Origin of the sequence: Roseovarius sp. MMSF_3359 (genome assembly GCF_030733385.1) — a bacterium.
Taxonomy (GTDB): domain Bacteria; phylum Pseudomonadota; class Alphaproteobacteria; order Rhodobacterales; family Rhodobacteraceae; genus Roseovarius.
In genome coordinates this window covers 302,886-325,518 of record NZ_JASHJC010000003.1, presented here as the reverse complement: position 1 = coordinate 325,518, position 22,633 = coordinate 302,886, and the positions used below count along the sequence as shown (strand labels likewise).

Annotated in this window: 22 protein-coding genes; 4 read left to right on the top strand and 18 right to left on the bottom strand. The window is 61.0% G+C overall.

Features of this window, described 5'->3' with window-relative positions:
• Positions 1 to 50: 50 nt before the first annotated feature.
• Positions 51 to 1,046: a sulfotransferase gene (locus tag RBB29_RS06590; RefSeq protein WP_306113759.1), complete on the bottom strand. Its 996-nt coding sequence runs from the start codon at positions 1,044 to 1,046 to the stop codon at positions 51 to 53.
• 64 nt (positions 1,047 to 1,110) lie between these two features.
• Here RBB29_RS06590 and RBB29_RS06585 point away from each other — a divergent pair, with 64 nt between their 5' ends.
• Together RBB29_RS06585 and RBB29_RS06580 are read left to right on the top strand one after the other, a co-directional pair.
• A complete protein-coding gene (locus RBB29_RS06585) occupies positions 1,111 to 1,863 on the top strand; it encodes a WbqC family protein (RefSeq protein ID WP_306113758.1) in 753 nt (250 codons plus the stop codon).
• Between the two features lie 91 nt (positions 1,864 to 1,954).
• Positions 1,955 to 2,989: a DegT/DnrJ/EryC1/StrS family aminotransferase gene (locus RBB29_RS06580; RefSeq protein ID WP_306113757.1), complete on the top strand. Its 1,035-nt coding sequence runs from the start codon at positions 1,955 to 1,957 to the stop codon at positions 2,987 to 2,989.
• Here the strand turns inward: RBB29_RS06580 and RBB29_RS06575 are convergent.
• The 10 genes from RBB29_RS06575 to RBB29_RS06530 all read right to left on the bottom strand — a co-directional run bounded on the left by RBB29_RS06575 (position 2,986) and on the right by RBB29_RS06530 (position 12,406).
• Positions 2,986 to 3,960: a sulfotransferase gene (locus RBB29_RS06575; protein ID WP_306113756.1), complete on the bottom strand. Its 975-nt coding sequence runs from the start codon at positions 3,958 to 3,960 to the stop codon at positions 2,986 to 2,988. The genes RBB29_RS06580 and RBB29_RS06575 overlap by 4 nt on opposite strands.
• A 65-nt stretch (positions 3,961 to 4,025) precedes the next feature.
• On the bottom strand, positions 4,026 to 4,922 hold the full coding sequence (locus tag RBB29_RS06570; protein ID WP_306113755.1) for a glycosyltransferase: 897 nt from the start codon (positions 4,920 to 4,922) through the stop codon (positions 4,026 to 4,028).
• Positions 4,923 to 5,074: 152 nt separating this feature from the next.
• A complete protein-coding gene (locus RBB29_RS06565) occupies positions 5,075 to 5,851 on the bottom strand; it encodes a LamB/YcsF family protein (RefSeq protein ID WP_306113754.1) in 777 nt (258 codons plus the stop codon).
• A gap of 3 nt (positions 5,852 to 5,854) precedes the next feature.
• Complete coding sequence (locus RBB29_RS06560; protein ID WP_306113753.1) at positions 5,855 to 6,877, bottom strand: biotin-dependent carboxyltransferase family protein; 1,023 nt, start codon at positions 6,875 to 6,877, stop codon at positions 5,855 to 5,857.
• Positions 6,874 to 7,617 carry an allophanate hydrolase subunit 1 gene (locus tag RBB29_RS06555; RefSeq protein ID WP_306113752.1) on the bottom strand — a complete coding sequence of 248 codons (744 nt, stop codon included), beginning with the start codon at positions 7,615 to 7,617 and terminating at the stop codon, positions 6,874 to 6,876. Before RBB29_RS06555 ends, RBB29_RS06560 begins: the two co-directional genes overlap by 4 nt.
• A gap of 21 nt (positions 7,618 to 7,638) precedes the next feature.
• A complete protein-coding gene (locus tag RBB29_RS06550; RefSeq protein ID WP_306113751.1) occupies positions 7,639 to 8,922 on the bottom strand; it encodes a TRAP transporter large permease in 1,284 nt (427 codons plus the stop codon).
• 3 nt (positions 8,923 to 8,925) lie between these two features.
• Positions 8,926 to 9,489 carry a TRAP transporter small permease subunit gene (locus RBB29_RS06545; protein WP_306113750.1) on the bottom strand — a complete coding sequence of 188 codons (564 nt, stop codon included), beginning with the start codon at positions 9,487 to 9,489 and terminating at the stop codon, positions 8,926 to 8,928.
• Between the two features lie 61 nt (positions 9,490 to 9,550).
• Positions 9,551 to 10,588 (bottom strand): TRAP transporter substrate-binding protein, encoded by a 1,038-nt coding sequence (locus RBB29_RS06540; RefSeq protein WP_306113749.1) that lies wholly within the window; start codon positions 10,586 to 10,588, stop codon positions 9,551 to 9,553.
• A 22-nt stretch (positions 10,589 to 10,610) separates the two neighbouring features.
• Positions 10,611 to 11,423 (bottom strand): putative hydro-lyase, encoded by an 813-nt coding sequence (locus RBB29_RS06535; protein ID WP_306113851.1) that lies wholly within the window; start codon positions 11,421 to 11,423, stop codon positions 10,611 to 10,613.
• A 77-nt stretch (positions 11,424 to 11,500) separates the two neighbouring features.
• A complete protein-coding gene (locus RBB29_RS06530) occupies positions 11,501 to 12,406 on the bottom strand; it encodes a LysR family transcriptional regulator (RefSeq protein ID WP_306113748.1) in 906 nt (301 codons plus the stop codon).
• A 244-nt stretch (positions 12,407 to 12,650) separates the two neighbouring features.
• On the opposite strand from RBB29_RS06530, the gene RBB29_RS06525 reads away from it, so the two are divergent.
• Together RBB29_RS06525 and RBB29_RS06520 are read left to right on the top strand one after the other, a co-directional pair.
• The gene (locus RBB29_RS06525; RefSeq protein ID WP_306113747.1) at positions 12,651 to 14,909 is read left to right on the top strand and encodes an ATP-binding protein; all 2,259 of its coding nucleotides are present in this window, start codon (positions 12,651 to 12,653) and stop codon (positions 14,907 to 14,909) included.
• Positions 14,906 to 15,616, top strand: coding sequence for a response regulator (locus RBB29_RS06520; protein ID WP_306113746.1), 711 nt, complete (start codon positions 14,906 to 14,908; stop codon positions 15,614 to 15,616). The genes RBB29_RS06525 and RBB29_RS06520 overlap by 4 nt, the downstream gene beginning before the upstream one ends.
• On the opposite strand, the gene RBB29_RS06515 is transcribed toward RBB29_RS06520, so the two are convergent.
• The 7 genes from RBB29_RS06515 to RBB29_RS06485 all read right to left on the bottom strand — a co-directional run bounded on the left by RBB29_RS06515 (position 15,609) and on the right by RBB29_RS06485 (position 22,446).
• Entirely contained in the window at positions 15,609 to 16,646 is a 1,038-nt protein-coding gene (locus tag RBB29_RS06515; protein ID WP_306113745.1) for a DMT family transporter, read from the bottom strand. The genes RBB29_RS06520 and RBB29_RS06515 overlap by 8 nt on opposite strands.
• A 125-nt stretch (positions 16,647 to 16,771) precedes the next feature.
• Positions 16,772 to 17,575: a metallophosphoesterase gene (locus RBB29_RS06510; RefSeq protein WP_306113744.1), complete on the bottom strand. Its 804-nt coding sequence runs from the start codon at positions 17,573 to 17,575 to the stop codon at positions 16,772 to 16,774.
• Positions 17,572 to 18,381: a carbohydrate ABC transporter permease gene (locus RBB29_RS06505; protein ID WP_306113743.1), complete on the bottom strand. Its 810-nt coding sequence runs from the start codon at positions 18,379 to 18,381 to the stop codon at positions 17,572 to 17,574. Before RBB29_RS06505 ends, RBB29_RS06510 begins: the two co-directional genes overlap by 4 nt.
• The gene (locus RBB29_RS06500; RefSeq protein WP_306113742.1) at positions 18,378 to 19,271 is read right to left on the bottom strand and encodes a carbohydrate ABC transporter permease; all 894 of its coding nucleotides are present in this window, start codon (positions 19,269 to 19,271) and stop codon (positions 18,378 to 18,380) included. The genes RBB29_RS06505 and RBB29_RS06500 overlap by 4 nt, the downstream gene beginning before the upstream one ends.
• A gap of 61 nt (positions 19,272 to 19,332) precedes the next feature.
• On the bottom strand, positions 19,333 to 20,577 hold the full coding sequence (locus tag RBB29_RS06495; protein ID WP_306113850.1) for an ABC transporter substrate-binding protein: 1,245 nt from the start codon (positions 20,575 to 20,577) through the stop codon (positions 19,333 to 19,335).
• Positions 20,578 to 20,686: 109 nt separating this feature from the next.
• Entirely contained in the window at positions 20,687 to 21,709 is a 1,023-nt protein-coding gene (locus RBB29_RS06490; protein ID WP_306113741.1) for an ABC transporter ATP-binding protein, read from the bottom strand.
• Entirely contained in the window at positions 21,706 to 22,446 is a 741-nt protein-coding gene (locus RBB29_RS06485; RefSeq protein WP_371931433.1) for a DeoR/GlpR family DNA-binding transcription regulator, read from the bottom strand. Before RBB29_RS06485 ends, RBB29_RS06490 begins: the two co-directional genes overlap by 4 nt.
• Between the last annotated feature and the right edge of the window lie 187 nt (positions 22,447 to 22,633).

Genomic DNA, 22,633 nt, shown 5'->3' with positions numbered 1-22,633 from the left:
TGGCCCCGTTGGTACTGCGCCTGCCCGGATTGATCCACCAAAAACCGAGGTCAGCCGTGACGGTCGATCAATTCCTGCCGCAGGGCGGACCAATGTTCGAGACGTCGGCGCTCGTCCTCGGGCAATGCCTGGTATGCGGGCTTCTCCCACGGCTCCTGCGCTTCCAAGGCGACCTCCAGTGCCGCGAAACTCTCGTGACTGCCATAGGGCGGCGCGTCCGCGGGCCGGGATTTTTCGTATCCGAACCGCGCCATCATAGGGCCGCACAGGGCCTCGATAAACGCGATCTCGTCATCGCTGAGCTTGCCTGCGAACTTGTTGAAATTGTCGCGCATGATCCCGCGCGACAGGTTGCCCCAGAGCGCCGTGCGCCCGGCATCCTGCGCCACGCCCTGGCTATGGCCGACATGTTCGAGCATGGCCTCGGAAAAAGGCACGTCCAATGCGTCGCAAACACGCCTCAATGTCTCTTCCGGTTGGCTCACAAGGGCCTCGTAGCTGAGCCGCACGATGGTCCGTCCATCCTCGGCCTTGACCGACCCTTCGGCGTCCGACAGCCACCGCCGCGCCGCGCGCACGACACCGCCCCGCAAAGTGGGCGCCGCCACCCACGACACCGCCATGTCCCGCGGGTCACGGATCATATGCACGTATTGCGGGTCGTCCGACACGCTTTCCATGAAGTCCAGAAACCCGTGCGAGGAGTTTTCCTTGAGGAACAGGCGGTCGCGTTGCTGCAACCTGCCTTCGGCGTTCAGCAGGGTCGCGATCATTTCGGCGGTTGTCCCGCTATCGGCCATCACGGCCAATCGTTCGTCCACGGGCAGGTCGTCGAGCTTCCAGATCCCGAGCTTGGCATCAAACATCCGCGCGATGTCCCGGCTCAGGTCCTGCGCGGGGTCGAAGGGCGCAAAAACCCGGAAAAGATGCGCGGGACTGGGTGCAAAGAAATCCGGATGGGCGCCAAATATCCGCGTGATCAGATTGCTGCCCGACCGTTCCGAGCACATCAGGAAAACCGGACTGGAGAGCCGCTTGTGATGCATTGAAATTAATCCTAATTTGTCCCCCAGTCTTAGCTGGTTCCGCCAAGTGCTTACAACCAAATTGATGAGGCGCAATATCGAACAGAACAGCCCAAAATCCGCCCCGTCCGGCGACAAATCGCTGGCGATCATGCAGCCCTATTTCCTGCCCTATCTCGGCTATTGGCAGTTGATGCAATCGGTGGACGAATTCATCGTCTACGATGATGTCCAGTTCTCCAAGGGCGGCTGGATCAATCGTAACCGGCTGCTGCTCGGCGGTGCTGCGCACACGTTCACACTGCCGTTGCGCAAGGGCCGGCTGGGCGACAAGATCAACGAACGCTACCTGTCGGAGAACCACGAAGCGGCAAGCCAGTCATTGCTGGCCAAGGTCTCGCAAGCCTATGGTGATGCGCCGTTTTTCGCCAAGGTGATGCCGGTCTTTGAACGGATCATGACCGCGGATGAAACCAACCTCGGCGATTTCCTGTTTATGTCGCTTGAGCAGGTCAAGAAATATGTCGGACTGAAGACACCTCTGTTGCGCGCGTCAGAGTTGGACGCCGGGCAAGGCCTGCGGGCGGACGAGCGCGTTTTGGCGATTTGCAAAACCCGCGATGCGCGACTGTACGTAAACGCGCCGGGGGGGCGGGACCTCTATGACAAGGATGCGTTCCGGGAACAGGGCCTAGACTTGAAATTCATCGAACCGGCAGAGATCACCTATCCGCAGTTCGATGGCGATTTCGTGCCGTCATTGTCGATCCTCGACGTGATGATGTTCAATGACCCGGCTGAAATCCGCGATATGCTGACGCGCTACCGGCTCGATTAACCGGCCTGCGCTTGCGCCGGTGAAACCGGGCTGATAGCCAGATGGCAGGAAGCGGCAAGCGCCGTTTCATCAGGTTGGCGAGGACCCGCGCGTGATCAAGTTCGTTGAAAACAAGACCCCCGATATGGCGCGTGTTGCCACCCTGCTGGAAGAGTGCGCGGCGGTGAATACCTGGGCCAATCGTGGGCCGCTCTACCACCGCATGGCCGACGCCTTTGCCGAGCACCTGCAGATACCTGCCGGTGCCTGTGTGACACCCTGTTCCAACGGCGGTGTGGCACTTGAGGCGATGGCGCGGCTGCACGAGGCGGATCTGGGGCGGCCGCTGCGCTGGGTCTCGTCCAGTTTCACCTTTCAGAACATGGGCCGTGGCTATTTTGCGGATATTGCCTTTGTGGATTGTGACGCGCGCGGCATGCTGGACCTCGAGGCGCTCAAGGCGCTTGATCGCGATAGTTTTGACGGCTTCGTCGTGGTCAACACGCTGGGGATGGTGCAGGATTTCTCGGCCTATATCGATTTTGCCCGGGAGAGCGGCAAGGCGATGCTTTTCGACAATGCCGCGGGCGTGCGCGCGGGTATTCCCGATTGGCCGTGGCAGAGTTTCAGCCTGCATCAGACTAAACCTTATGGGCTGGGCGAGGGTGGTTTGGCGATCACGCCCGCGGATCGGGCCGAAGATTTCTATACGCTGCTGGATTACAGCGCCCCGCCGGGGGAAGCGCGACTTTGGATGAATAACGGCAAGATCTCGGATATTTCCTGCGCCTTCCACCTGAGCCGGTTAGAAAAGACCGCCGAATGGACCCCGCGCTACTACGAGCAGGAGGAACGGATCGGAGGGATCGCGGCGGAAATGGGCCTGCGCCCGTTATTGCCCCTTGGAGGGGTCACGCCAAAGACCAGCGCGGCATTTCTGTCCGAGGCGCCGATCCCGCTGGAGCGTCTGCGCCTTACGCGGCACATCAATTTCGCAAAGTATTACAAACCCCTGGCCGCGCTTCCGATGACCGAAGAGGTCTATGGCCATGTCATCAACATCCCGACGCATCCGGATATGGCGGGGGCAAGCAAGGAGCAGATCATCGGCGATCTGACCATCCTGATCCGCGGCAACGAGGCTTAATTGCCAAGATAGGCATCAAATGCCGCGGCCACATCGGACGGGATATCGGGGCGCGAGACGCGCGCCGGTGGCAGGCAGTTCTGTCCACTGAGTTCGACACCCTGTCCGGCAAAAAGGCTGCGAATGCGGTCGAAAGCGCCATCCGGGTCCTGACATAGGGCGCTGTAGTCAATCGAAAGCCAACGGTCCTGCGGCAACTCCGATAGCTGTGCCTTGAGATCGCGGCGGATCGTGTCGATCTGTCCCATGACCTGCTGCGGTGCCGGCAGGGTTTGCAGGTCGGCCTGGTTCGGGGTCTTGAAGGAATACCAGATCGACCGCTCTCCGTGCATCCGTTCCCGCGCCTGCAGGAGCGACCAGGCCGATGCGTATGGATCGCGGTCGAGATGGATGAAAAGCGCGTTCGGCAGACCCTTGGCGAAGGCCGTCACCTGATGGTTGACGATCATCCCCTTGGTCACGACCGGTTTGGCGCGAACTGCCGCGAAATCCTGCAGCTTCTCCGTAAAGGCACTGAATTGAGGCCCCGTGGCCTGGGTCAGGTCTATGCCGATATCTCCGTCCCCGGGGAAGATGGACCGCCAGAAATACCAGAACTCGTTCGGCGACAGGAGGCCTTGCGTCTTGCCCAATTCCGAGCGGTTTTCGAGGCCGCTAAAGCTCACATCGGCAAATTCACCCCGGAAATCATAGGTCGGATCGGTCAGCATCTGCTGACACACGGCACCGATGGCCGGGGTACGCCAGAACCGCGCAATCAGGTTCGACGGATAGGAAAACGCACCGCTGGCCGCGAGCCACTGCATGCAATAGGTCGTCCCGCTGCGCGGTGTTCCAAGGATGAAGAGCGGCGGCAGGGGTGGGGTTTCCTGCGCCGGAAAGGTGACGTCGGCGATCGCCTCGTTCAATCGCCCAAGCAACGCTTCGAGCCTGGGGTTCCTCTGGAAAGCGGCGGTGCGTTTCGATGTCATCTGCGCGGTCTCCTGGTTCGCACGTTGCGTCCCATTTCATGCCTCGGCGTTGCCATCAAGCCAAATCAGGGACGCAGACCCAATGCCTGCTGAACCGAAAACAGAGCCTTGGGAACAAATCCGAACAGGTCATCAAGCGCCAAGCGCCGTTTGCGCGCCTTGATGCACTTCTTCCGAACCTCCATTGGCGGTATCATTTCCCCCTTGCTGACGCCGTTCCAGACAGCATCAAAAGGTTCAGGCGCGTGTTTTGCAACATAGGCCTGGACGGCCTGGGTCTTCTTCAGGCGTTCCTCGTAAGGTTTGCCGTACCACATGTTCTTCTCGTGAATACGGTACTTCGTCGCGTCGATGTCTATGAAACCGATCCAGCCCTTGCGGGCAATCAGCGCAAACTTGGCATAATCCCCGAATCCGATGTCGTTGAAATCAGACGGCAATGCCGGCAGGGCATCGCGCCGGTGCATCACCGCCGATGAAAGAAGGTAGTTGGCCGGGGCGAGGTCTTCGAAATGCGTCCGCATGATCCGCTTTTCCTCGGGCGGGAACGGGTGCAGCACCTCGCCGGTTGCATTGTCGAAGAAAACCGCACCGGTCTGACTGATCATGCACCGTGGGTATTTGTCCATGAAATCAACCTGCTTCTGCAGCTTGTCGGTGCGGGTCCAGATATCATCACCATCCAGGTAGGCGATATATTTGGCCTTGTAATAGGGCCAGACCAGCGTGGCGATGCGGTGGCCCTGCTGGAACATGTTCTCATCGCGCAGGATACACTCGAAACGCCCGGGGTGCCGGGCGGCATACTCTTCGATGATCTCGCGTGTCCCGTCCGTCGAGGCATCGTCATGCACAAGGATCTGGTAATCGTGCTGGGTTTCCTGCGCCAGAATGCTGTCGAATGTCTGCGCCAGGTAGGCCGCGTGATTATACGTGGGGACAACCACCTGAACTTTCAGCATTCGTATTCTCGTCCATGTGCCACTGGTCGGCATGTCGTGCGTTTCCGACCGGTCTTATCGCCAATAACGCCATTTTGGAAGGTTTTGTTGTCCCGTCAGGCTTGGCGATTGGACGCCTTGGTGCCTGGGTTGTGGCATTCTGGGCGATAAGATCAGCGCACCGGTGATCCGTCGAATTGCCCGAGCGAGATGCCGTTGGCGATCAATTCCTTACGCACCGAACGGGCAATATCAAGCGCGGTGGGCGTGTCCCCATGCAGGCAGATCGTGTCGATGCGCACCGGCAGATGTTTGCCGCTTTCGGTGATGATCGCCTGCGCCTCGACCATGTCGACGATCCGTTGCGCCGCGACATGGGGATCATGGATGACCGCCCCGGGCAGGCTCCGGTCCACCAGCGTCGCATCGTTATTATAGGCCCGGTCGGCAAAGATCTCGCAGGCCGCGTTGCAGCCAAGCTCGGTCACCGCCTCCTGCTGCGCGGTTCCAGCCAGCACCATGATGATGATTTCAGGCGCCACGGAGAGCGCCGCCTCGTAACACGCCCGCGCCATCGCAAGGTCTTCGGCGGCCATGTTGCCCATCGCGCCGTGCAGTTTCAGGTGCCGTACTTCGCCGCCTTCGGCGCGGGCGATGGCCTGCGCTGCGCCTAGTTGATAGCGCACCAGGTTGCCGAGGCTCTCGGGGGACATCTTCATTCTTTGCCGCCCAAATCCTTGCAGGTCGGCGAAACCGGGATGGGCGCCGATGCCGACACCTTCCTTGATTGCTTGACGCATGGTCGCGGCCATCACGTCCCAATCGCCCGCATGCATGCCGCAGGCGATATTGGCGGAGGTCACCACTTTCAGCAAATCACCGTCATTGCCCATGACCCAGGGGCCGAAACTCTCGCCCATATCGGCATTCAGATCGACGGATTGACCCATGGTTCAACTCCTCTCCAGATCATCACCGGCGGTGACGCCGCTTATCAGTTGATAGGATAGCAGGTCGTGGATGCGGTGTGGATCGCGGATCAACGGGCGCAGGCGGTTTCGCAGACCTTTCCGGTGCGTCTCCTCGCGGCGTTCGGCCTCGACACCCTCTTCCAGGGTGACGAAGCGGCAGCGCAGGGTGGCACCGGGGCGGGCCTGGGCCACGATCGGCAGGTCGCAGGGCAGGACCGAGCCGATGCGGGGATAACCGCCGGTGGTCTGGCATTCGCCCAGCAGGACAAAGGGCGATCCGTCGCCGGTGATCTGAATATCGCCGGGGACAATCACCTCGGACAAAACGCTTAGGCCTCGTTCGCTGTGAAAACCGTCGCCGTCGCACAGCAGGCGCACGCCCATGCGGTTGCCGCGTGTGTCGCGGCGGAAGGTCATTGCCCCGAACCGTTCCTGTTCGGTGATATTGAAGAAATCAGTCTGGGGTCCCGGTACGACCCGTATGGTCCCCCCGTCGAACCGTGCGTTGGCATCCAACACCTGCCCGATATCGGCGGGCCGCGGATCAGGTCCGACCCCGAGAGAGGCGCCACCCGGGATTGCCGCGCCGATATGGGCGGCCAGATGCGCGCTGCGTGACCCAAGCGTGGGCGTTGTGGCAATGCCGCCGCCCAGATGCAGGTAGCCATAGCTTCCCGTCTCGCAAGCTCCAATGGAAAGGCGCACACCCGCGGGCAGCAGATGGCTGGCATTCCACGCGATCCGCGTCCCGTCGATGCTGGCCCGCATAGAGGCGCCCGTCAGGGCGATGCGCATGTCCTCGGTGGCTTCGAATTCGCCGCCCATCGTGGCCATTTCGATGGCGGCAAACCCGTGGTCCTGCCGCAGGAGTGTGGCCCCTTCTGCCAGGGCCAACCGGTCCGCCGCACCCCCGCGCGAGAGCCCGTAGGCGAGGTATCCGGGCCGCCCGGCATCCTGCACGGTCATGCCGGGGCCCGCGCGGTGGATGATGAGCGCGCGGGTCATTTCAGCACCGTGGAGGTGGCGCCGCCATCGGGGTCGCGGGCGGCCATATTGGCCAGTTCCTCGGGCGTGGTTGGGGTGAATTGCACTTCGTCCCCGGGGCGCAGGACGAAAGGCGCGTCGGCTTCGGGCCGGAAAAGGCGAAACGCGGTCTGTCCGATATGCCGCCATCCCGTGGGCGTGGTCACCGAGAAGAGGACCAATTGTCGGATCGCGACAACGAGCGCGCAGGCGGGGACGTTATCGCTGAGCTTGGTTTGCCGGGGGATGTCCCAGCAGTCAGGTAGCTCTCCCAGATAGGGCTGACCCGGGGCAAAACCGATCGTCTGCACCCGTACCTGCGTGTTGGAAATCGACTCAATCGCCGCGTCCCGGGTCAGGCCCGCCGCCGCCGCCGCCTCGTCAAGCTGTGGCGCGAGGTCCGTGCCATAGACGGTCGGCACCCGCCAGAGCCGCCGGCCGTCGGGCAAACTGGCCGTGGTCCAGTCCCGCTCGGCCAGCAACGCCTCGATCTGCGCCTGCATCGCCACGTGATCCTGTGCGGTCAGGTCGAAGCGTAGATAGGCCGAGGCGAGCGAGGTCGATGTCTCTTCAACCCCGGACCAACCGGCGCGGTTCAGGGTGGCGCGAAAGGCTAGGGCGGCGCGGTTGGCGGGTTCGCTGAGGCGGTCGCCGAAGCTGATGAGGAAACCATCGACGCCAAGCCTTCTGATCCTGGGCCAGGTGGCGGACACCGAAGACATGACAGGGGACCCTTTCCAAGCCTAGTAGAAGAGCGATGGCAGCCAGAGTGCCAACCCCGGGAACATCAGCAGAAGCGCCAACATCACGAACATGGTCAGAACGAAGGGCAGCGCCCCTTTCATCACATCGAGCATAACGCCGGTTTTCCGCAAGCCTTGCACCACGTAGAGGTTGATGCCAATGGGCGGTGTGATGAGGGCGGTTTCCAGGAGCACCATCAGGAGGATGCCGAACCAGACCGGATCGAAGCCGAGCGCCACGACGATGGGCGTGACCAGCGGCGCCATGGTCAGGAGCATCGAGAGCGTCTCCATGAAACAGCCGATGACGACCAGCACCAGCACGATCATCAACATCGTCCCCATGGGCGACCACCCGAGGCCGGTCACGAAATCGGTGAGCGCCTGGGTGAGGCCGATGATCGACAGCACGAAGTTCAGGAAAACGGCGGCGATGATGATGAGCATGATCATCGCGGTCGTGCGCATCGTGCCTTCGATCGCCTGGCGCATCATGTCGATGCTCATCTTGCCATTGAACGTGGCCAGAGCCATCGCCGCGACCACGCCAAGCGAGGCGGCTTCGGTCGGCGTGGCGATGCCCGCGTAGATCGAGCCAACGACCACAAGGAAGATGCCCAAAGGCGGGATCAGCGCGGGCAGGGCACGGATCCGTTCACCCCAGCTATAGCTCAACCGTTCGCCGCCCCAAGCGGGCCGCATCATGCAGGTAATGACCACGGTGGCGATGAAAAGTGCTGCCAGCAGGAAGCCGGGGATGAAACCGGCAAGATAGAGTTCGGGCACCGATGTGTTGGTCAGAAGGCCGTAGAGGATCAGGTTGATCGAGGGCGGTATCAGGATGCCAAGCGTGCCGCCCGCGGCGATGGTGCCAAGGAAGAGCGGCTCGTTATAGCCGCGCTTCTTGATCTGCGGGATGGCGACGGTGCCGATGGTGGCGGCGGTGGCCACGGACGACCCGGACGTGGCGGCGAAGAGCGCCGAGGAGCCGATATTGGAATGCATCAGCCCGCCCGGCAGCCAGCCCAGCCATTTGACGATCCCGTCATACATCTTCTCGGTGATGCCCGCGCGCAGGAGGATTTCGCCCAGCATGACGAACATCGGAATGGCAACCAGCAGGAAATCGGTGCTTGTCTGCCAGGCCATGTCGGAGATGGCACGGTGCAGCGGCATAGGGCTGTCGGTCCATTGCAGGATCAGCCCGAGCCAGCCAAGGGCCGCGGCGATGGGGACGGCCAGCCCGATCAGAGCCAAAAGAATGAGGAGCGTTTTCAACAGCATGGCTTATACACTCTCGTCTTCGATCTGCTCGTCGATGGATTTGACGCCGATCAGGTCCTGCACCCCCGCATGGTCCCCCGCGATCAGGCGTTTTACCGCGACGAGGCCCAGAAGGACACCGGTTGCCACGAAGAGCACCCAGCCGATCAGCCAAGGGATTTGCGGGATGGCCAGCGGCACCCGCATGGGCGTGATCGAGCGCGAGCCGTGTTTGATACTGTCGCCGACCATGCTCCAGACCATCGTGACGACGACGAGGGCGAAGCCGATCAAAAGGACGAGGCCGAAGAGGTTGAGGAGCGGATGCAGCTTGCGCGGCACAACACCCATCAGCGCGTCCACCCGTATATGCGCCCGTTCAAAAAGCGCAAAGCTGAGGGCGAAGGCGGTGGCCACGCCGAACGCATAGCCCGAGATTTCGTCCGCCCCGCCGAGCGAGACATTGAAGACCTTGCGCAGCACCACTTCGAGTGTGACCAGGAAGGCCGAAAACACGATTAGGGTGCCGCCGAGCCAGGTCAGCCAGAGGCTGAGCTTGCGGCTGCCGTTCAAAAGAGATTCCAGCATCGTCCCACCTTTCAGATGCAAAAAGGGCGGCCGGTTCGTTTAGGCCGCCCCGTCGGTCAGATCACTTGGCCGTGGCCGTCATGCCCAGCACTTTGCCGACCGTGTCGTTCCAGTTCGCGGCACATTCCGCGCCACAGCGTTCGGCCCAGCGGGACAGAACCACATCGGCGGCGATCTTGTCGCGGATGGCCAGATCTTCGGCAGACGGCTCCACCAGCTTCATGGCGCCCGGCTCACCGATGCTGCAGTCACCCCCTGTGATGCAGGAAATCGCGATGTCATCCTCGGTTGCGGTCTCTGCCCACATCCGTTCGGTCAGCGCGTCGATCTCGGTCTTGAACAGCGCCTGCTGATCCGCGGACATGGAATTCCACTTGTCCATGTTCATCGCGCCAAAGGCCAGACCCCAGCCAACCCGCAGCGTGTAGGCGTGTGTGGCAACCTGTTGCCAGTTGGCGGTATAGGCTGACATTGTGCCGGTGATGCCACAATCGACGACGCCCTTTTCCAGCGCCGGGATCACCTCGGAGAAGGCCACGGTGACGGATGTGCCGCCGGCGCCTTCGACGAAATCACCCAAGGTGGTGGCGTAGACGCGGATCTTCTTGCCGTTGAGATCCTCGATGCTGTTGACCTCGGCATTGCACCAGAGCGTCTGGCTCGGGAACGGATAGAGCATCAGCAGTTTGGCGTTGTAAATCTCGGCAAAGGCCTTTTCCAGCGTCGGGAAATAGGCATCGGCCACCTTGCGCTGCGTGTCGATATCCTGCGTGAGTGAGCTGAGGTCCGCGCCCTCGAAGATCGCGTTTTCCGCGGCGACATAGCCGGGCAGGCCGAAGGCAAAATCGAACACACCGTTCTTGACGAGACGCATGATCTCGAACCCTTTCAGGCCGAGCCCGGATTGCGACTGGATATCGCCCACGATCTGCCCGTCCGAGGCTTCGGCCAGACGTTCGTTGAAGAACGGTCCTTCGTGTTTCTGGAAATTGGTCAGGCTGGACCAGGTGCCAACGGCCTTGAGGACCACCGGGTTGTCGGCAAATGCGGCGCTGGCGGTCAGGGCCAGTGCGGCGGTCATGGTGACAAGTTTCTTCATTGCTTTCTCCCTTGAAGCTCTTTCAATTCTGATAGTTGGGTATTTCGGCGCATTCGCTGACATCGGTGATGAGCATATGACCGGGTTTATGGGTGATGCAGATCGGCAGGCCTGCGTTTTCGATGGCGACCTGTGGCGTCACCCCGCAGGCCCAGAAGACCGGGACATGGCCGGAGTGTTCGGGGGCAGCGTCGCCCCAATCGGGGCGGGACAAGTCGTGGATGCCAATCCCGGCCGGATCGCCCCAATGCACGGGCGCCCCATGGGCCAGCGGATAGCGGCGCGAAATCGCGGCCACCTCGTCGACGCGGGTCTCGGGGATCATCCGCATGCTGACCACCATCTTGCCGGAAAACGGCCCCGCAGGCACCGTGTCGATGCCGGAGCGATACATCGGCACCGTTTTATCGTTGTCGATATGCCAGAGCGGGATGCCCGCCTGCGTGAGCGCATGTTCAAACGTGAAGGAACAGCCAAGCGCAAAGGCTACGAAATCATCCTGCCAGAGGTCCGTGATGTCGGTGACCGACCCGTCCAGCACACCGTTGCGATAGATGTTATAGGCTGGCACGTCCTTGCGGATGTCGATATCCGCGCCCAGGGTGAACATCATCGGGTTGCCCGTGTCCGATACGCCCGTGAGCGGGCAGGGTTTCGGATTGCGCTGGCAGAATCGCATGAAGTCGAGCGCGTGGGAGTGCGGCATGATCGCAAGATTGGCCTGCAGGTACCCCGGCCCGAGACCCGCCGTATGCGAGGTATAGGCCCCCGTCCGGATCGCCCCCCGCACCGTGGTCAGATCGACACTCTTCAAGCTGTCATATGATGTGTTCAGCACAAGCCCATCCCTTTTGCGGCAAGGCTGGCGCGACTCCATGATAAAATCAAATCGAAAATTTTTGCATATTAGTATCAGGAATTTTTATCTCTGGCCGCAGCATAATCCACCGCCACTTCCCGGGCGATGCGGGCGGCGGTTTCGACCATGTGGCTCTTGGGTTCGGCAATGAAGGACGCCGAAAATCGCAGGGGGCTTGGCACCCATCCCGGGTCGAATTCCCGGATTTTCGCCGTCTTTACATAGTCTTCTCCGAGGGCGCGGGGCAGGGCGGCGACGCCGAGTTTCGCTTCGACAAGGCGGAAACAGGCGGAAAGCGACGAGGATGGGAAAAGCGATACGCCCGGCCCCGCATGGGTAAAAAGCAGCTCTTTCAACTCGCGATAGGGTCGCGTGTTGCGCGCATAGGTGAGGACCGGTTGCGTGAAGTAATCGCCGGGATTTGCGACCGGGTCGGCATCGGCGGCGATGTACCAGGCCAGATCGAATCCCGGCAATTCGATGTTGTCCACCGAAAATTCCGAAATCGGCCCCAGCAGGATCGCCAGATCGACCTCTCGATTGATAAGCCCCGCGCGCAGGTTCATCGAAATGTCCACGTTGAATTCGATATCAAGCCGGGGGTAGCGGTCATGCAGGCGCGAGATGAATTCGGGCAGCCAGCATTGCGCGATGGTCTCGGACACCCCAAGACGCAGATGGCCTTCGATCCCCTCGGGGTCGATCACGTCCTTTTCGACCAACTCCGACAGACGTTCGAATTGTTCGGCATAGGTCAGAAGGCGTTCGCCGCGTTTCGTGAGCGTCATCCCGGCGCTGCTGCGGTCGAAAAGCTCGCAGGCCAGCGCCTCTTCAAGGTTCTTGATCCGCGCCGTGACCGCAGGCTGGGTGAGGTTCAGCCCCAGGGATGCCTTGCGCACCCCGCCAAGGCGGACAACCGACAGGAACGTGCGAAGCTGATCGAAGTTAATCCGTGCCATGGCGGCAGTCTAAACAGATACGGCGTCATCGCATCCCCAAAAAGTCGTCGGAGGTGACAGCGACTTTCGTGTCCTCATCCCGGGGCGCTATTCCGCTCGTTTTCGGTGGCACGCAGAACGCCACGCACAAATCCGACCAAAACAGGTTCCGGGTCTAGGTGACTTTGGCCGTCGCTGTTACAATTGAAACAAAAGCGCAGAGCGCCGACAACCCGTTGAAACAATGATGCGATAGTCAGAACACATGTTGACCGGATCCAAATCCAAGGAATTTGTACGCAACCCGGCGGCGGCCGATCTAGTCTGGGACGCGATCGAAGCGTTGACGGAAGGCATCGCGGTTTACGGTGCCGATCACCGGCTTATCACCTGCAACCAGCGATATATCGACATGTATCCGATGGTGGCCGAGCTGATCGGGCGGGATGCTCATTGGGAAGATCTGCTGCGCGCCGGGGCGGAGCGGGGGCAGTATGTCGATGCCCTCGGGCGGGTCGAGGAATGGATGGCCGAGCGGATCGCGGCCGGACGCCGTTTCCAGGAAAACCCGCACACCCAGACGCGCGAAATTTATCTCACCAACGGTTCGGTCTACGAGGTGCGGTTCAGCCCGACAAGCGAGGGCGGTTTCGTCGTCACCAATATCGACATCACCGAACAGAAACAGGCCGAGGCGGTGGCGCGCGAACAGGAGAACATCCTGCGCACCGTCCTGCAGACCAGCCCGATGATCGTTGTGATGGCGCGGCTCGAAGACGGGTTGATCCTTTATCGCTCGCCGGGGGCGGTGGCGATGTTCGGGGATACGAAGAATGCGCTGGAGCATTACGTCAATCCGCAGGATCGCGAAGATTACCTCAGCCAACTCATCGAAAGGGGCCATGTCGATGACTATCGCATCACGCTCCGGGATGCGGATGGCAAGCATTGTGCCACGACGTCCTGGGGGCGGCTCGTCGAGTTTGAGGGCGCCATTTATGTGGTTACGGCGATTATGGACCTGAGTGAACAGCAGGAGCACGAGGCGATGATCCGCCGTGTGCTTGAGGCCTGTCCCGCGCCGATCCAGATGACCAAGGCCGAATCCGGCGACGTTCTGTTCAGCAGCCCCGAGACGATTTCGCTCTTTGGTCGCTTCGACAGCGCGAAGGGCTTTTACGCAGACCCCGGCACGCGCGAGCGATACCTCAGGCAGATACGCCGTGACGGATCGGTTTCTGCTTTCAAGGCCGAATATGTGAACGCCGATGGCAAACGGTTCTGGGGGTCGGTCGATGCGCGGTTGATCCAGTATGAGGGCGAGGATGTGATCGTGTCGCATACCCGCGACCTGACCGAACAGCTTCGGATCGAGGCCGAAATGGCGAAGCAGCAGGAACAGCTTTTCCAGAACGAAAAGATGTCGGCGATGGGTGGCTTGCTGGCCGGTGTGGCGCATGAGCTGAACAATCCGCTGTCGGTCGTGGTGGGCCATTCGCTGATGCTGCGCGAGGATTGCCAGGACCCCGAAACCCTGCGCCAGGTCGAAAAGATCAGCCAGGCCGCCGAACGCTGCGCGAAGATCGTGAAGACATTCCTGACCATGGCCCGCCAGCAACCCGCGCGGATGCAGAAGGTCGATGTCAACGAGATCATCCAGACGGCCATCGACGTGGCGCAATATGGCGACAAGCGCGATGGCGTCACGCTCGACTATACGCCCGATCCGGGCCTGCCACGGGTTTGTGCCGATCCTGACCAGATCACGCAGGTCTTCATCAACCTCATTCTGAACGCCGATCAGGCGATGCGAGATTCCGAGACCGGCCAGACAATTACCGTCTCATCCCGCGTGGCCGATGACGGTAAAGGGGTCGAAGTTACGGTTGCCGATGACGGGCCCGGCATCCCGGACAAATACCATAGCCGGGTGTTCGAGCCGTTCTTTACCACCAAAGATGTCGGAAAGGGCACCGGCATAGGCCTCGCACTGTGTCACCGTATCGTGCGGTCTCATGACGGCCGCATCACCTTGTCGAATGGTCAGGGGGGCGGATCGGTCTTTACCATCTATCTGCCGCTTGATGTCGATAGTTCCGCGCCGGCGGAGGTGGGCAAGACGAAGGAAACACATGATCAGGCGACCCGGGTATTGATCCTTGATGACGAGGGCGACGTGGCCGAGCTCAACGCCGAAATCCTGGCGCGGGTGGGCTATCAGGTCGATGTTTTCGACCATGCGGATCAGGCCGCCGACGCCATGGCGCGGGCGGATTACGGTCTTGTTCTTAGTGATCTGAACATGCCCGAGGTCGATGGCCGGGGCTTTTTCGAGATCATTAAACGCGATTTCCCGCATCTTGTGAAACGGACCGGTTTCGTTACCGGCGACACGATGGGCCGCGCGTCGCAGAGTTTCCTGGCCGAGGCCAAGCGGCCCTATGTCGAAAAGCCGGTCTCGCCCAAGGAGTTACGCAGTTTCGTGGCAGAAATCATCGCACATGCAGAAAAGGGATCTGAATGACGACCAAGGCAACAATCATGATCTGCGACGACGAGCGCGATGTCCGCGAAATGCTGGAGGAGTACCTGTCTAAGCGCGGCTATAACATCGTCCCCGTCGCCAATAGCGAGGAATTGCAGGCGTCCCTGGCCGAGCGGCAGGTCGATCTCGTCCTGCTCGACATCAACATGCCCGGGCAGGACGGGTTGACGACGTTGCGGTCACTTCGGATCGACAACCAGGTGCCGGTGGTGATGCTCACCGCCGCCAGCGAGGTGATCGACAAGATCGTCGGGCTGGAAATGGGGGCGGATGATTACCTGTCCAAACCGGTTGACCTGCGCGAGCTTGAAGCGCGGATCAAGGCGGTGTTGCGCCGCGCAAGTGAACCGGCAGCCAAGGTCGCGCCCGACATGGACGCAAGCACCGCAGAGTTTGGTGCATTCACGCTGGACCTGACCGCGGCCAAGCTGCTGAATGACGGGGGCGAAGAGGTGCCGCTGACCGCGATGGAATTCAACCTGCTGAGCCTTTTTGCCCGCAACCGGGGTCGGGTGCTCAACCGCGATCAGATTCTGGAGCAGGCGCATGACCGGTCCTGGGATCCGTTCGATCGCAGCATCGACATCCGCATCTCGCGCCTGCGCCGCAAGATCGAGCCGAACCCGCAGAAACCTCAGATCATCAAGACCGTCCGCGGGATCGGATATATTTACGATCCTAAGTGACCGCGGCGATCCGGCCGCGGCCTGTGGTCCAGTCATGCACTCGCAGCCACACCACCGCCAGGTCGGGCAGGAGCGGCCCCTTGATCCGGCCAACACAAATCGCCAGCAGGATCAACGCGCCGCCGGGTAGCAATCCCGGCCCCGGGTCCTCTCCCAGAAGAAGCATCGCAAAGACGATCGCTGCGAGCGGCGTGAAAGATGAGGCCAGGGCCATGTCACCAGACCGCGCATGTTTCAGCGCCAGTGTCCAGGCCAGTTGACCGACCACCACCACCGGCAGGGCATAGAGCCAGATCCAGCTCAGCAAGACCGGCGAGAGCACGTCCTGAAACGCGTCTGGTCCCTTCAGCGCCGAGATCAGCACGAAATAGAGAGTCGTGCCCGCCGCAGTGCGGTAGATCGAAAAGATCCCCATCGGCACCGTCCGAAGCACCCGGCGCGCGACAAGGGCCGAGGCGACATAGGAGAGCGTCGCGAGAGCCGCTGCGACGTCGCCCATACCAAAACCGCCGATATCGCCGGGCTGACGCAGGACGAGGATCATTCCCGCCCCGATGAGGGCGATCAGGCCCGCAATCAGGATGCGCGCGTCTATCCGCTCCTTCAGCAAAACCCCTGCTGCCAGCAGAAAGACCGGCGGTTCGATCCGGCTTATCAACGCGATGTTGGTCACGCTCGACTGTTCCAGCGCAAAGATGAAAAGCCCCGGTGTCACCGCGCAGGACAGCAGTGCCGAGAGGTTCAGGAACACCCAATCCCGCCGGGTCAGGCGGCGCAGGGCCGCCTGCGTCCAGTCACCGTGAAACATCGCGAAAAGCGGGACCAACGAGATCAATGACCCCAGCAAAAAAAGGTTGGTGAAGGTGATTGCGTTGCGCCCGCCCGCGACCGGGGACCCCTGGCCGATATCCACGAGCATCGTGGCAAGGGAGTTGGAGGCGGCGTAGATCAGCACCCCCGCCGAGGCAAATACCATGCCCATCCGGGCCGGTGTGATCTGATTGAAATAACTAAACGAAACAACTCGCATGAAAACGCTCCGGTCTTTTTGAATGGCGAAGACCTAGAGTTGTCGTGTTTCGGCTGAATTTCCGCGCGCGGGTTCGCGTGTTTCATTCGTTGCAGGCGGGTTTCGGCGATGTGCCTTCCGCAGATTTAGAACGGCAGAGTAGTCGGATTGAGCCCGGCGGGCACATGGGTGCTGCGGAAGCTGCCAGCCCAATCGTGGATCATGTATCCGCCGGGTTTTTCGACAAAGCCTTTCGGGCCATCGGCGCGGAAATCAGGGGTAAAACTGCTCGCGCAGGACGGCGACGCGACGGCGATATGCCGCCCCACATGACCAATGCTCAGGCTGTGGACATGGCCGCAGATCAGGCGGATATCGCAGGTGGCGCGGTCCAGTACCTTGGACAGTTCCGCGATACCCGACAGGCCCAGCACATCCATGAAGGCAATGCCGCACGGATAGGGAGGATGGTGCAGCGCAATCAGGGCGGCGCCCTCGGCCATGGTGTCGAATTCGGTTTGCAGAAAGCTCAAACTCTGCGCCGTCAACTCTCCGCGCCCCTCGCCTTCGATCAACGTATCCAGCCCGATCAGCCGCAGCGCGCCCACTTTTTGCGACCAGTTGAGCGGACCGTGGGCGGGCATCACTGGATCGCTTGCAAAACTCTGGCGCATCGCTTCGCGTTGGTCGTGATTGCCGGGGATCACGTGGTAGGGCAGGTTCAGCCGCGCCATCTGCGCCATGAATGTCCTGTAACTGTCCGGCGCGCCATCATCGGTCACGTCGCCGGTCACGATCACCGCGTCAACCGGATGCAGGCGCGGCAGGTCGTGCAGGATTTGGTCGATCACCTGTTCGAAAAGGCCGCTTGTATCCAACCTGCCCGAGACAAGGCGGCCCGGGGGTACCAAATGCGGGTCGCTGATTTGCAGGATGCGGGTCGTGCTCATTTGATCCCGGCCCGCAGGAAGGCCTGCACGAATTGCCGTTGGAACACGAGGAAGGCGATGAGCAACGGGGCAATGGACATGATCGTCGCGGCGGAAATGACCGAGATATCAACGCCGTTTTCCGGCGCGCCGAAGATCGACAGGCCCACGGTCAGGGGCCGTGTATCCGGTGAATTGGTCACGATCAGAGGCCAGAGGAAATTGTTCCAATGGGTCGAGACGGAGACCAGCGCATAGGCGAGATATGTGGGCTTGGCCAGCGGCACATAGACCCGCATCAGGATGCCAAAAAGGCTGCACCCTTCGACGCGGGCGGCCTCATGCAGTTCGATCGGGACGGATTTGAACGATTGCCGCATGAGGAAGATGCCGAAGGCACTGGCCATGTAGGGCATGCCGACACCGACGATTGTGTCGAAGAGGCCGAGGCGCGACACCATGGCGTAGTTTTCGACGATCAGAACCTCCGGCAGGATGAAGAGCTGCAAGAGTACGAGGATGAAAACGATGTCGCGGCCCGGGAATTTCACCTGCGCGAAGGCAAATCCCGCCAGCGTTGTCAGGATGAATTGCCCGATCAGGACAACCGTCACCAGAAGGAAGGTGTTGAGGAAATACCGCAACCACGGCGCACCCTCCCAGGCGGTGCGGAAGTTGTCCAAAGTCCAGGGTGAGAAGAGGTTGAAGTTGACCGCGTCCGACGTGCTGTGGAACGCGGCCCAGAAGGCAAAGAACAGCGGCGCGATCCAGATGATCGCCAGGGCCACGGCACCGAACGTGTCGAGATATGGGACCAGCCGCCTCATTGGTAGTGGGTCCGCTTGTCGATCAGGAGGAACTGGATCGCGGCGATGATGCCGAGGACCAGCAGCACGAGGATGGTCATCGCCGCCGCGTGGGGCGCATCAAAGAAGGCAAACGCCATTTCCCAGATGTAATAGAGGATGAGTTTCGACGCATCTGACGGCCCGCCCTTGGTCAGGATAAAGAGATGGTCGATGAGTTTGACCGAGTTGATCATCGCGTTGACCATGATGAAGAGCGTCGTAGGCATCAGAAGGGGCAGCACGATGCGGCGTGTGTAGGTCCAGCGGCTCGCGCCTTCGATATCGGCGGCTTCCTTTAGGTCGGCGGGGATGGTCTGCAGCGCGGCGAGGTAGAAGATCATGAAGAACCCGGCCTCTTTCCAGATCGTCACGATGATGACCGCCCAGAGCGCGGTTTCCGGTTGGCCGAGCCAGTTGACCGAAGGCAGGCCGAAGAGCGATCCGATCTGGTCCAGCACGCCGAGGCCGGGTGTGTAGAAGAAGAGCCAGAGGTTGGCCGCGGCGATCATCGGCAGGACGGTCGGCGTGAAATAGGCGGTGCGCACGAAGCCTTTGGCCGGGATTTTTGAGTTGGCCCAAAGCGCCATGGCTAGCGCAATGATGATCGAAATCGGGATCGTGGCGGCGGCATAGATCAGGTTGTTTTTCACCACCAGCCAGAAGGTCGGGTCGGCGAAGAGGTCGGTGTAGTTCTCGCCACCCACGAACTCGGCAGGTTTGCGTCGGGTGCCACGGGAAAAAAGGCTCGACCAGAGGGTGGCGATCGAGGGGTAGAAGGCGAAGGTGGTGAGCAACACGCCCGCAGGGCCCAGCAGAAGCCAGCCATAGATGGCCTGCCGTCGGCGCTCAAGTGAGGCGTGTTTGCTCATGGGGCTGCGATCCGTCGGAGAAGGGCGGGCACCGACCGATCAAGGCCGATGCCCCGATGGCTTACTGGTAGTCTTTCAGAAGACGTTCCGCGGCAGCCTGCGCCTCGCCCAGGGCATCCGCTGCGGATTTTGTCCCGGTCAAGGCGGCCTGGATCGCGTTGTTCAGCCCGTCACGAACCCGCGCGGTCTCGAAGGTCGAAAACTCCGCCACCGCATGTTCCAACTGGTTGCGCGCAACGAGGGCTGGCGGGAATTCGGTGGTGTAATCCGCCAGTTTCTCGGTCTCATAAGCGGCGGGCGACACGCCCATATAGCCGGTCTTGATCGACCATTCCGCCGCCTGTTCCGGGGCGGTCATGAACTTGATGAGTTTGAGCGCCGCGGCCTTCTCTTCGTCGGTCGTGTCCTTGAAGAGATAGAAGTTGCCACCGCCGGTGGGGGAGCCAAGCCGTTCATTGCCCGGCAGCATCGCGACCCCGAAGTCGAACGAAGCGTTGTTCTTGACCGCGGTCAGGTTGCCGGTCGAATGCCACATCATCGCGGTCTGCCCCTCAAGGAAGGCCTGCCGCAGAGTGCCCCATTCAACGGTGCCTTCGGGCATGATGCCATGTTCGGCCGAAAGCGATTTCCAGAAATCGAGAGTTTCAACCACCTTGGGGTCGTCGAAATAGGTGGTCAGGCCGTCACCTGCCATCAGCTCCTTGCCGTTCTGAATGGCCAGCGCCTGGAACATCCAATAGGGATAACCGGTCGAGGGGATCATCACGCCATAGGTGTCGTCCTTGGTCAGGGCCTTGCCCATCGACACCAGCTCTTCCCAGCTTGTCGGTGCCTTTTCCGGGTCAAGCCCGGCTTCGCGGAACATGTCCTTGTTGTAATAGGCCACGATGGTCGAGCGTTGGAACGGCACACCCCATGTCTTGCCCTCGATCTTGCCGTTGGCCATCAGCGCGGGATAGAAACCGTCAAGCCATGCGCGGTCTTCATCGCTGCTGATGACGTCATCGAAAGCCACGACGATATCCTGTTCGATCAGGTCATAGGCGTCGATGGAGAACATCACCGCCAATTGGGCAGGCTCGCCCGAATTCAGCGCCGACAGCGCCCGCACACGGGTGTCGTCGTAATTGCCCGAATAGATTGCGTTGACCTTGATATCGGGGTTTTCGGCCTCGAAATCCGCAACGATCCCGTCGACCACTTCGGTCAGCGCGCCGCCGACGGCAATCGGGTAATACATCGTCAGTTCTGTTTCCGCATCCGCCGCGAGGCCCCAGGATGCAAGGGCCGTGGCCCCGGCCAGCATGGCCGCCTTGTGAGTTGAGAAAAACATGTCGTCCTCCAGTGTTTTGACTTCCAGATCTTCTAAATGCGCCATTTTGCTCGGGCAGGGTGCCGATGGCGTTCTCTATTCGTTATGTCGTGTTCAGCCGCTGCCCGTCCCCATCGAACCGGTGCAGGTCGGCGTCGTTGAACGTGATGTCGATGGCCTCGCCCGCGGCCTTTTGTACTAGCCCAGGGAGTTTAAGGGTCAGCCCCTTGGCGCCGTCATGGGTCAGGCCGATGAAGGTCTCCGAGCCGAGGAATTCGCATTCGGCCACGTGGCAGGTCATCCGCCCCGCGCCCGCATCGGCAATGGCGATATGTTCGGCGCGCAGGCCAATGGTCTCGCCGGATGAAAACCCGTCCAACGCGGCACCATCGATGAGCGCCATGGGCGGCGCGCCGATGAATTCTGCGACAAAGGTGTTTTCGGGCCGGGAATAGAGGTCCTGCGGCGTGCCCACCTGCTGAATGCGGCCGTCTTTCATCAGCACGACCATGTCCGCCATGCTCATTGCTTCGGTCTGGTCATGGGTGACGTAGACCACGGTGATGCCCAGATCCCGTTGCAGTTTCTTGATATCCTTGCGCACCGCATTACGGAGCTTGGCATCGAGGTTCGAGAGCGGCTCGTCCATGAGGCAAAGCCGCTTGCCCGCGACGATGGCCCGGGCGAGCGCAACCCGCTGCCGTTGTCCGCCGGACAGTTCTGCCGGTTTGCGATGCTCCAACCCCAGAAGCCCCGTGATCTCCAAAGCGCGACGGAGTTTTTCGGCGCGTTCGGCTTTCGGAACACGGCGTACCTTTAGGCCAAAGATCACGTTCTCTGCCACCGAAAGATGCGGGAAAAGCGCATAGGACTGAAACACCATCGACAGGTCGCGTTCCGCGGGCGGGCTGTGCGTCACGTCCGTGCCGGCAATGTGGATCTGCCCCTCGTCCGGGATTTCGAGGCCCGACAAAAGGCGCAGCGTGGTGGACTTTCCGCAGCCCGAGGGGCCGAGTAGTGCTACGAAAGCACCCTCCTCGATCCTGAGCGAGATATCTTCGACGCCAAGCTGGCCGTTCCAGCGTTTGGCAACCGCGTTGAGTTTGACAAAGGCGGTGTCGGTCATGGGCGACCTCCGCTTGTCAGGAAACTGTCGCCCAGAGGCTCCAATGCAGGCAGATAGGTGCGCTCTGGCGCCTTGTCCGAGATCACCAGGTCGAGATCGGCGATGTTGCCGCCCACTGCCGGGGCCAGGCGCCCGAATTTCGTGTGATCCAGTACAAGGATCGACGTCGTGCTTGCCTCCCGGATGGCTTCGCGGACGGCAACTTCGGTCGCGTGAAAATCAAGGAGGGCGCCATCTTCGGCCACGCCGGCCACGCCGAAAATGCCGAATTCGGCGCGATAGCCGCGGAACAGGTCGATCACGTCGCTGCCTAGGAAGTCCCGGTCCGGCAGGCGCAACTCGCCCCCCGGGAGGATGATCCGGTTCGTCGTTTCATGGCTGAGCGCCATGGCCGCGTTGAGGTTGTTGGTAATGAGTGTCAGATGCTTGCGCGGGCGCAGTGCCTGCGCGACTTCCATCGGGGTCGAGCCGATGGACAGGAAAATCGTCGCACCGTCCGGGATCCGTTCTGCCGCCGCCTGTGCCACCGCGCGTTTGGCCCGGGAATTCGTCGTAGCGCGCAGGTCGTACGGCATGTTCAACTGCTTTTCGAACAGTTCCGCCCCGCCATGGCGGCGGCGCAGTACGTTGAGCTCGCAGAGATCATTGATGTCCCGCCGGATCGTCTGCGCCGAGACATCGAGCCGCACGGCCAGCTCGTCCACCGAAACACTGCCCTGATGCTGGGTGAGTTCCACGATGGCCTCCCGGCGCTTGATCTTCTTTGCGGACATAGGGCGAGTCGATTCTGTTGTTTTTTTGAGTATATGCTCATTTAACCATTTTGGAGAAATTGTTTTCTGCAGTTTTCTGCTGGTGGCAGAAGGCGAAAAATACCCTTCAAATCAAAGGTAATTGTATCTTCTAAGTAAGATCTTTGGTGGG

Excerpts from the sequence above, each read along its gene's own strand:
- RBB29_RS06590 (WP_306113759.1), bottom strand. The coding sequence starts at position 1,046 with ATGCATCACAAGCGGCTCTCCAGTCCGGTTTTCCTGATGTGCTCGGAA.
- RBB29_RS06585 (WP_306113758.1), top strand. The coding sequence starts at position 1,111 with ATGAGGCGCAATATCGAACAGAACAGCCCAAAATCCGCCCCGTCCGGC.
- RBB29_RS06575 (WP_306113756.1), bottom strand. The coding sequence starts at position 3,960 with ATGACATCGAAACGCACCGCCGCTTTCCAGAGGAACCCCAGGCTCGAA.
- RBB29_RS06570 (WP_306113755.1), bottom strand. The coding sequence starts at position 4,922 with ATGCTGAAAGTTCAGGTGGTTGTCCCCACGTATAATCACGCGGCCTAC.
- RBB29_RS06565 (WP_306113754.1), bottom strand. The coding sequence starts at position 5,851 with ATGGGTCAATCCGTCGATCTGAATGCCGATATGGGCGAGAGTTTCGGC.
- RBB29_RS06560 (WP_306113753.1), bottom strand. The coding sequence starts at position 6,877 with ATGACCCGCGCGCTCATCATCCACCGCGCGGGCCCCGGCATGACCGTG.
- RBB29_RS06555 (WP_306113752.1), bottom strand. The coding sequence starts at position 7,617 with ATGTCTTCGGTGTCCGCCACCTGGCCCAGGATCAGAAGGCTTGGCGTC.
- RBB29_RS06550 (WP_306113751.1), bottom strand. The coding sequence starts at position 8,922 with ATGCTGTTGAAAACGCTCCTCATTCTTTTGGCTCTGATCGGGCTGGCC.
- RBB29_RS06545 (WP_306113750.1), bottom strand. The coding sequence starts at position 9,489 with ATGCTGGAATCTCTTTTGAACGGCAGCCGCAAGCTCAGCCTCTGGCTG.
- RBB29_RS06540 (WP_306113749.1), bottom strand. The coding sequence starts at position 10,588 with ATGAAGAAACTTGTCACCATGACCGCCGCACTGGCCCTGACCGCCAGC.
- RBB29_RS06530 (WP_306113748.1), bottom strand. The coding sequence starts at position 12,406 with ATGGCACGGATTAACTTCGATCAGCTTCGCACGTTCCTGTCGGTTGTC.
- RBB29_RS06525 (WP_306113747.1), top strand. The coding sequence starts at position 12,651 with ATGTTGACCGGATCCAAATCCAAGGAATTTGTACGCAACCCGGCGGCG.
- RBB29_RS06520 (WP_306113746.1), top strand. The coding sequence starts at position 14,906 with ATGACGACCAAGGCAACAATCATGATCTGCGACGACGAGCGCGATGTC.
- RBB29_RS06515 (WP_306113745.1), bottom strand. The coding sequence starts at position 16,646 with ATGCGAGTTGTTTCGTTTAGTTATTTCAATCAGATCACACCGGCCCGG.
- RBB29_RS06510 (WP_306113744.1), bottom strand. The coding sequence starts at position 17,575 with ATGAGCACGACCCGCATCCTGCAAATCAGCGACCCGCATTTGGTACCC.
- RBB29_RS06505 (WP_306113743.1), bottom strand. The coding sequence starts at position 18,381 with ATGAGGCGGCTGGTCCCATATCTCGACACGTTCGGTGCCGTGGCCCTG.
- RBB29_RS06500 (WP_306113742.1), bottom strand. The coding sequence starts at position 19,271 with ATGAGCAAACACGCCTCACTTGAGCGCCGACGGCAGGCCATCTATGGC.
- RBB29_RS06495 (WP_306113850.1), bottom strand. The coding sequence starts at position 20,577 with ATGCTGGCCGGGGCCACGGCCCTTGCATCCTGGGGCCTCGCGGCGGAT.
- RBB29_RS06490 (WP_306113741.1), bottom strand. The coding sequence starts at position 21,709 with ATGACCGACACCGCCTTTGTCAAACTCAACGCGGTTGCCAAACGCTGG.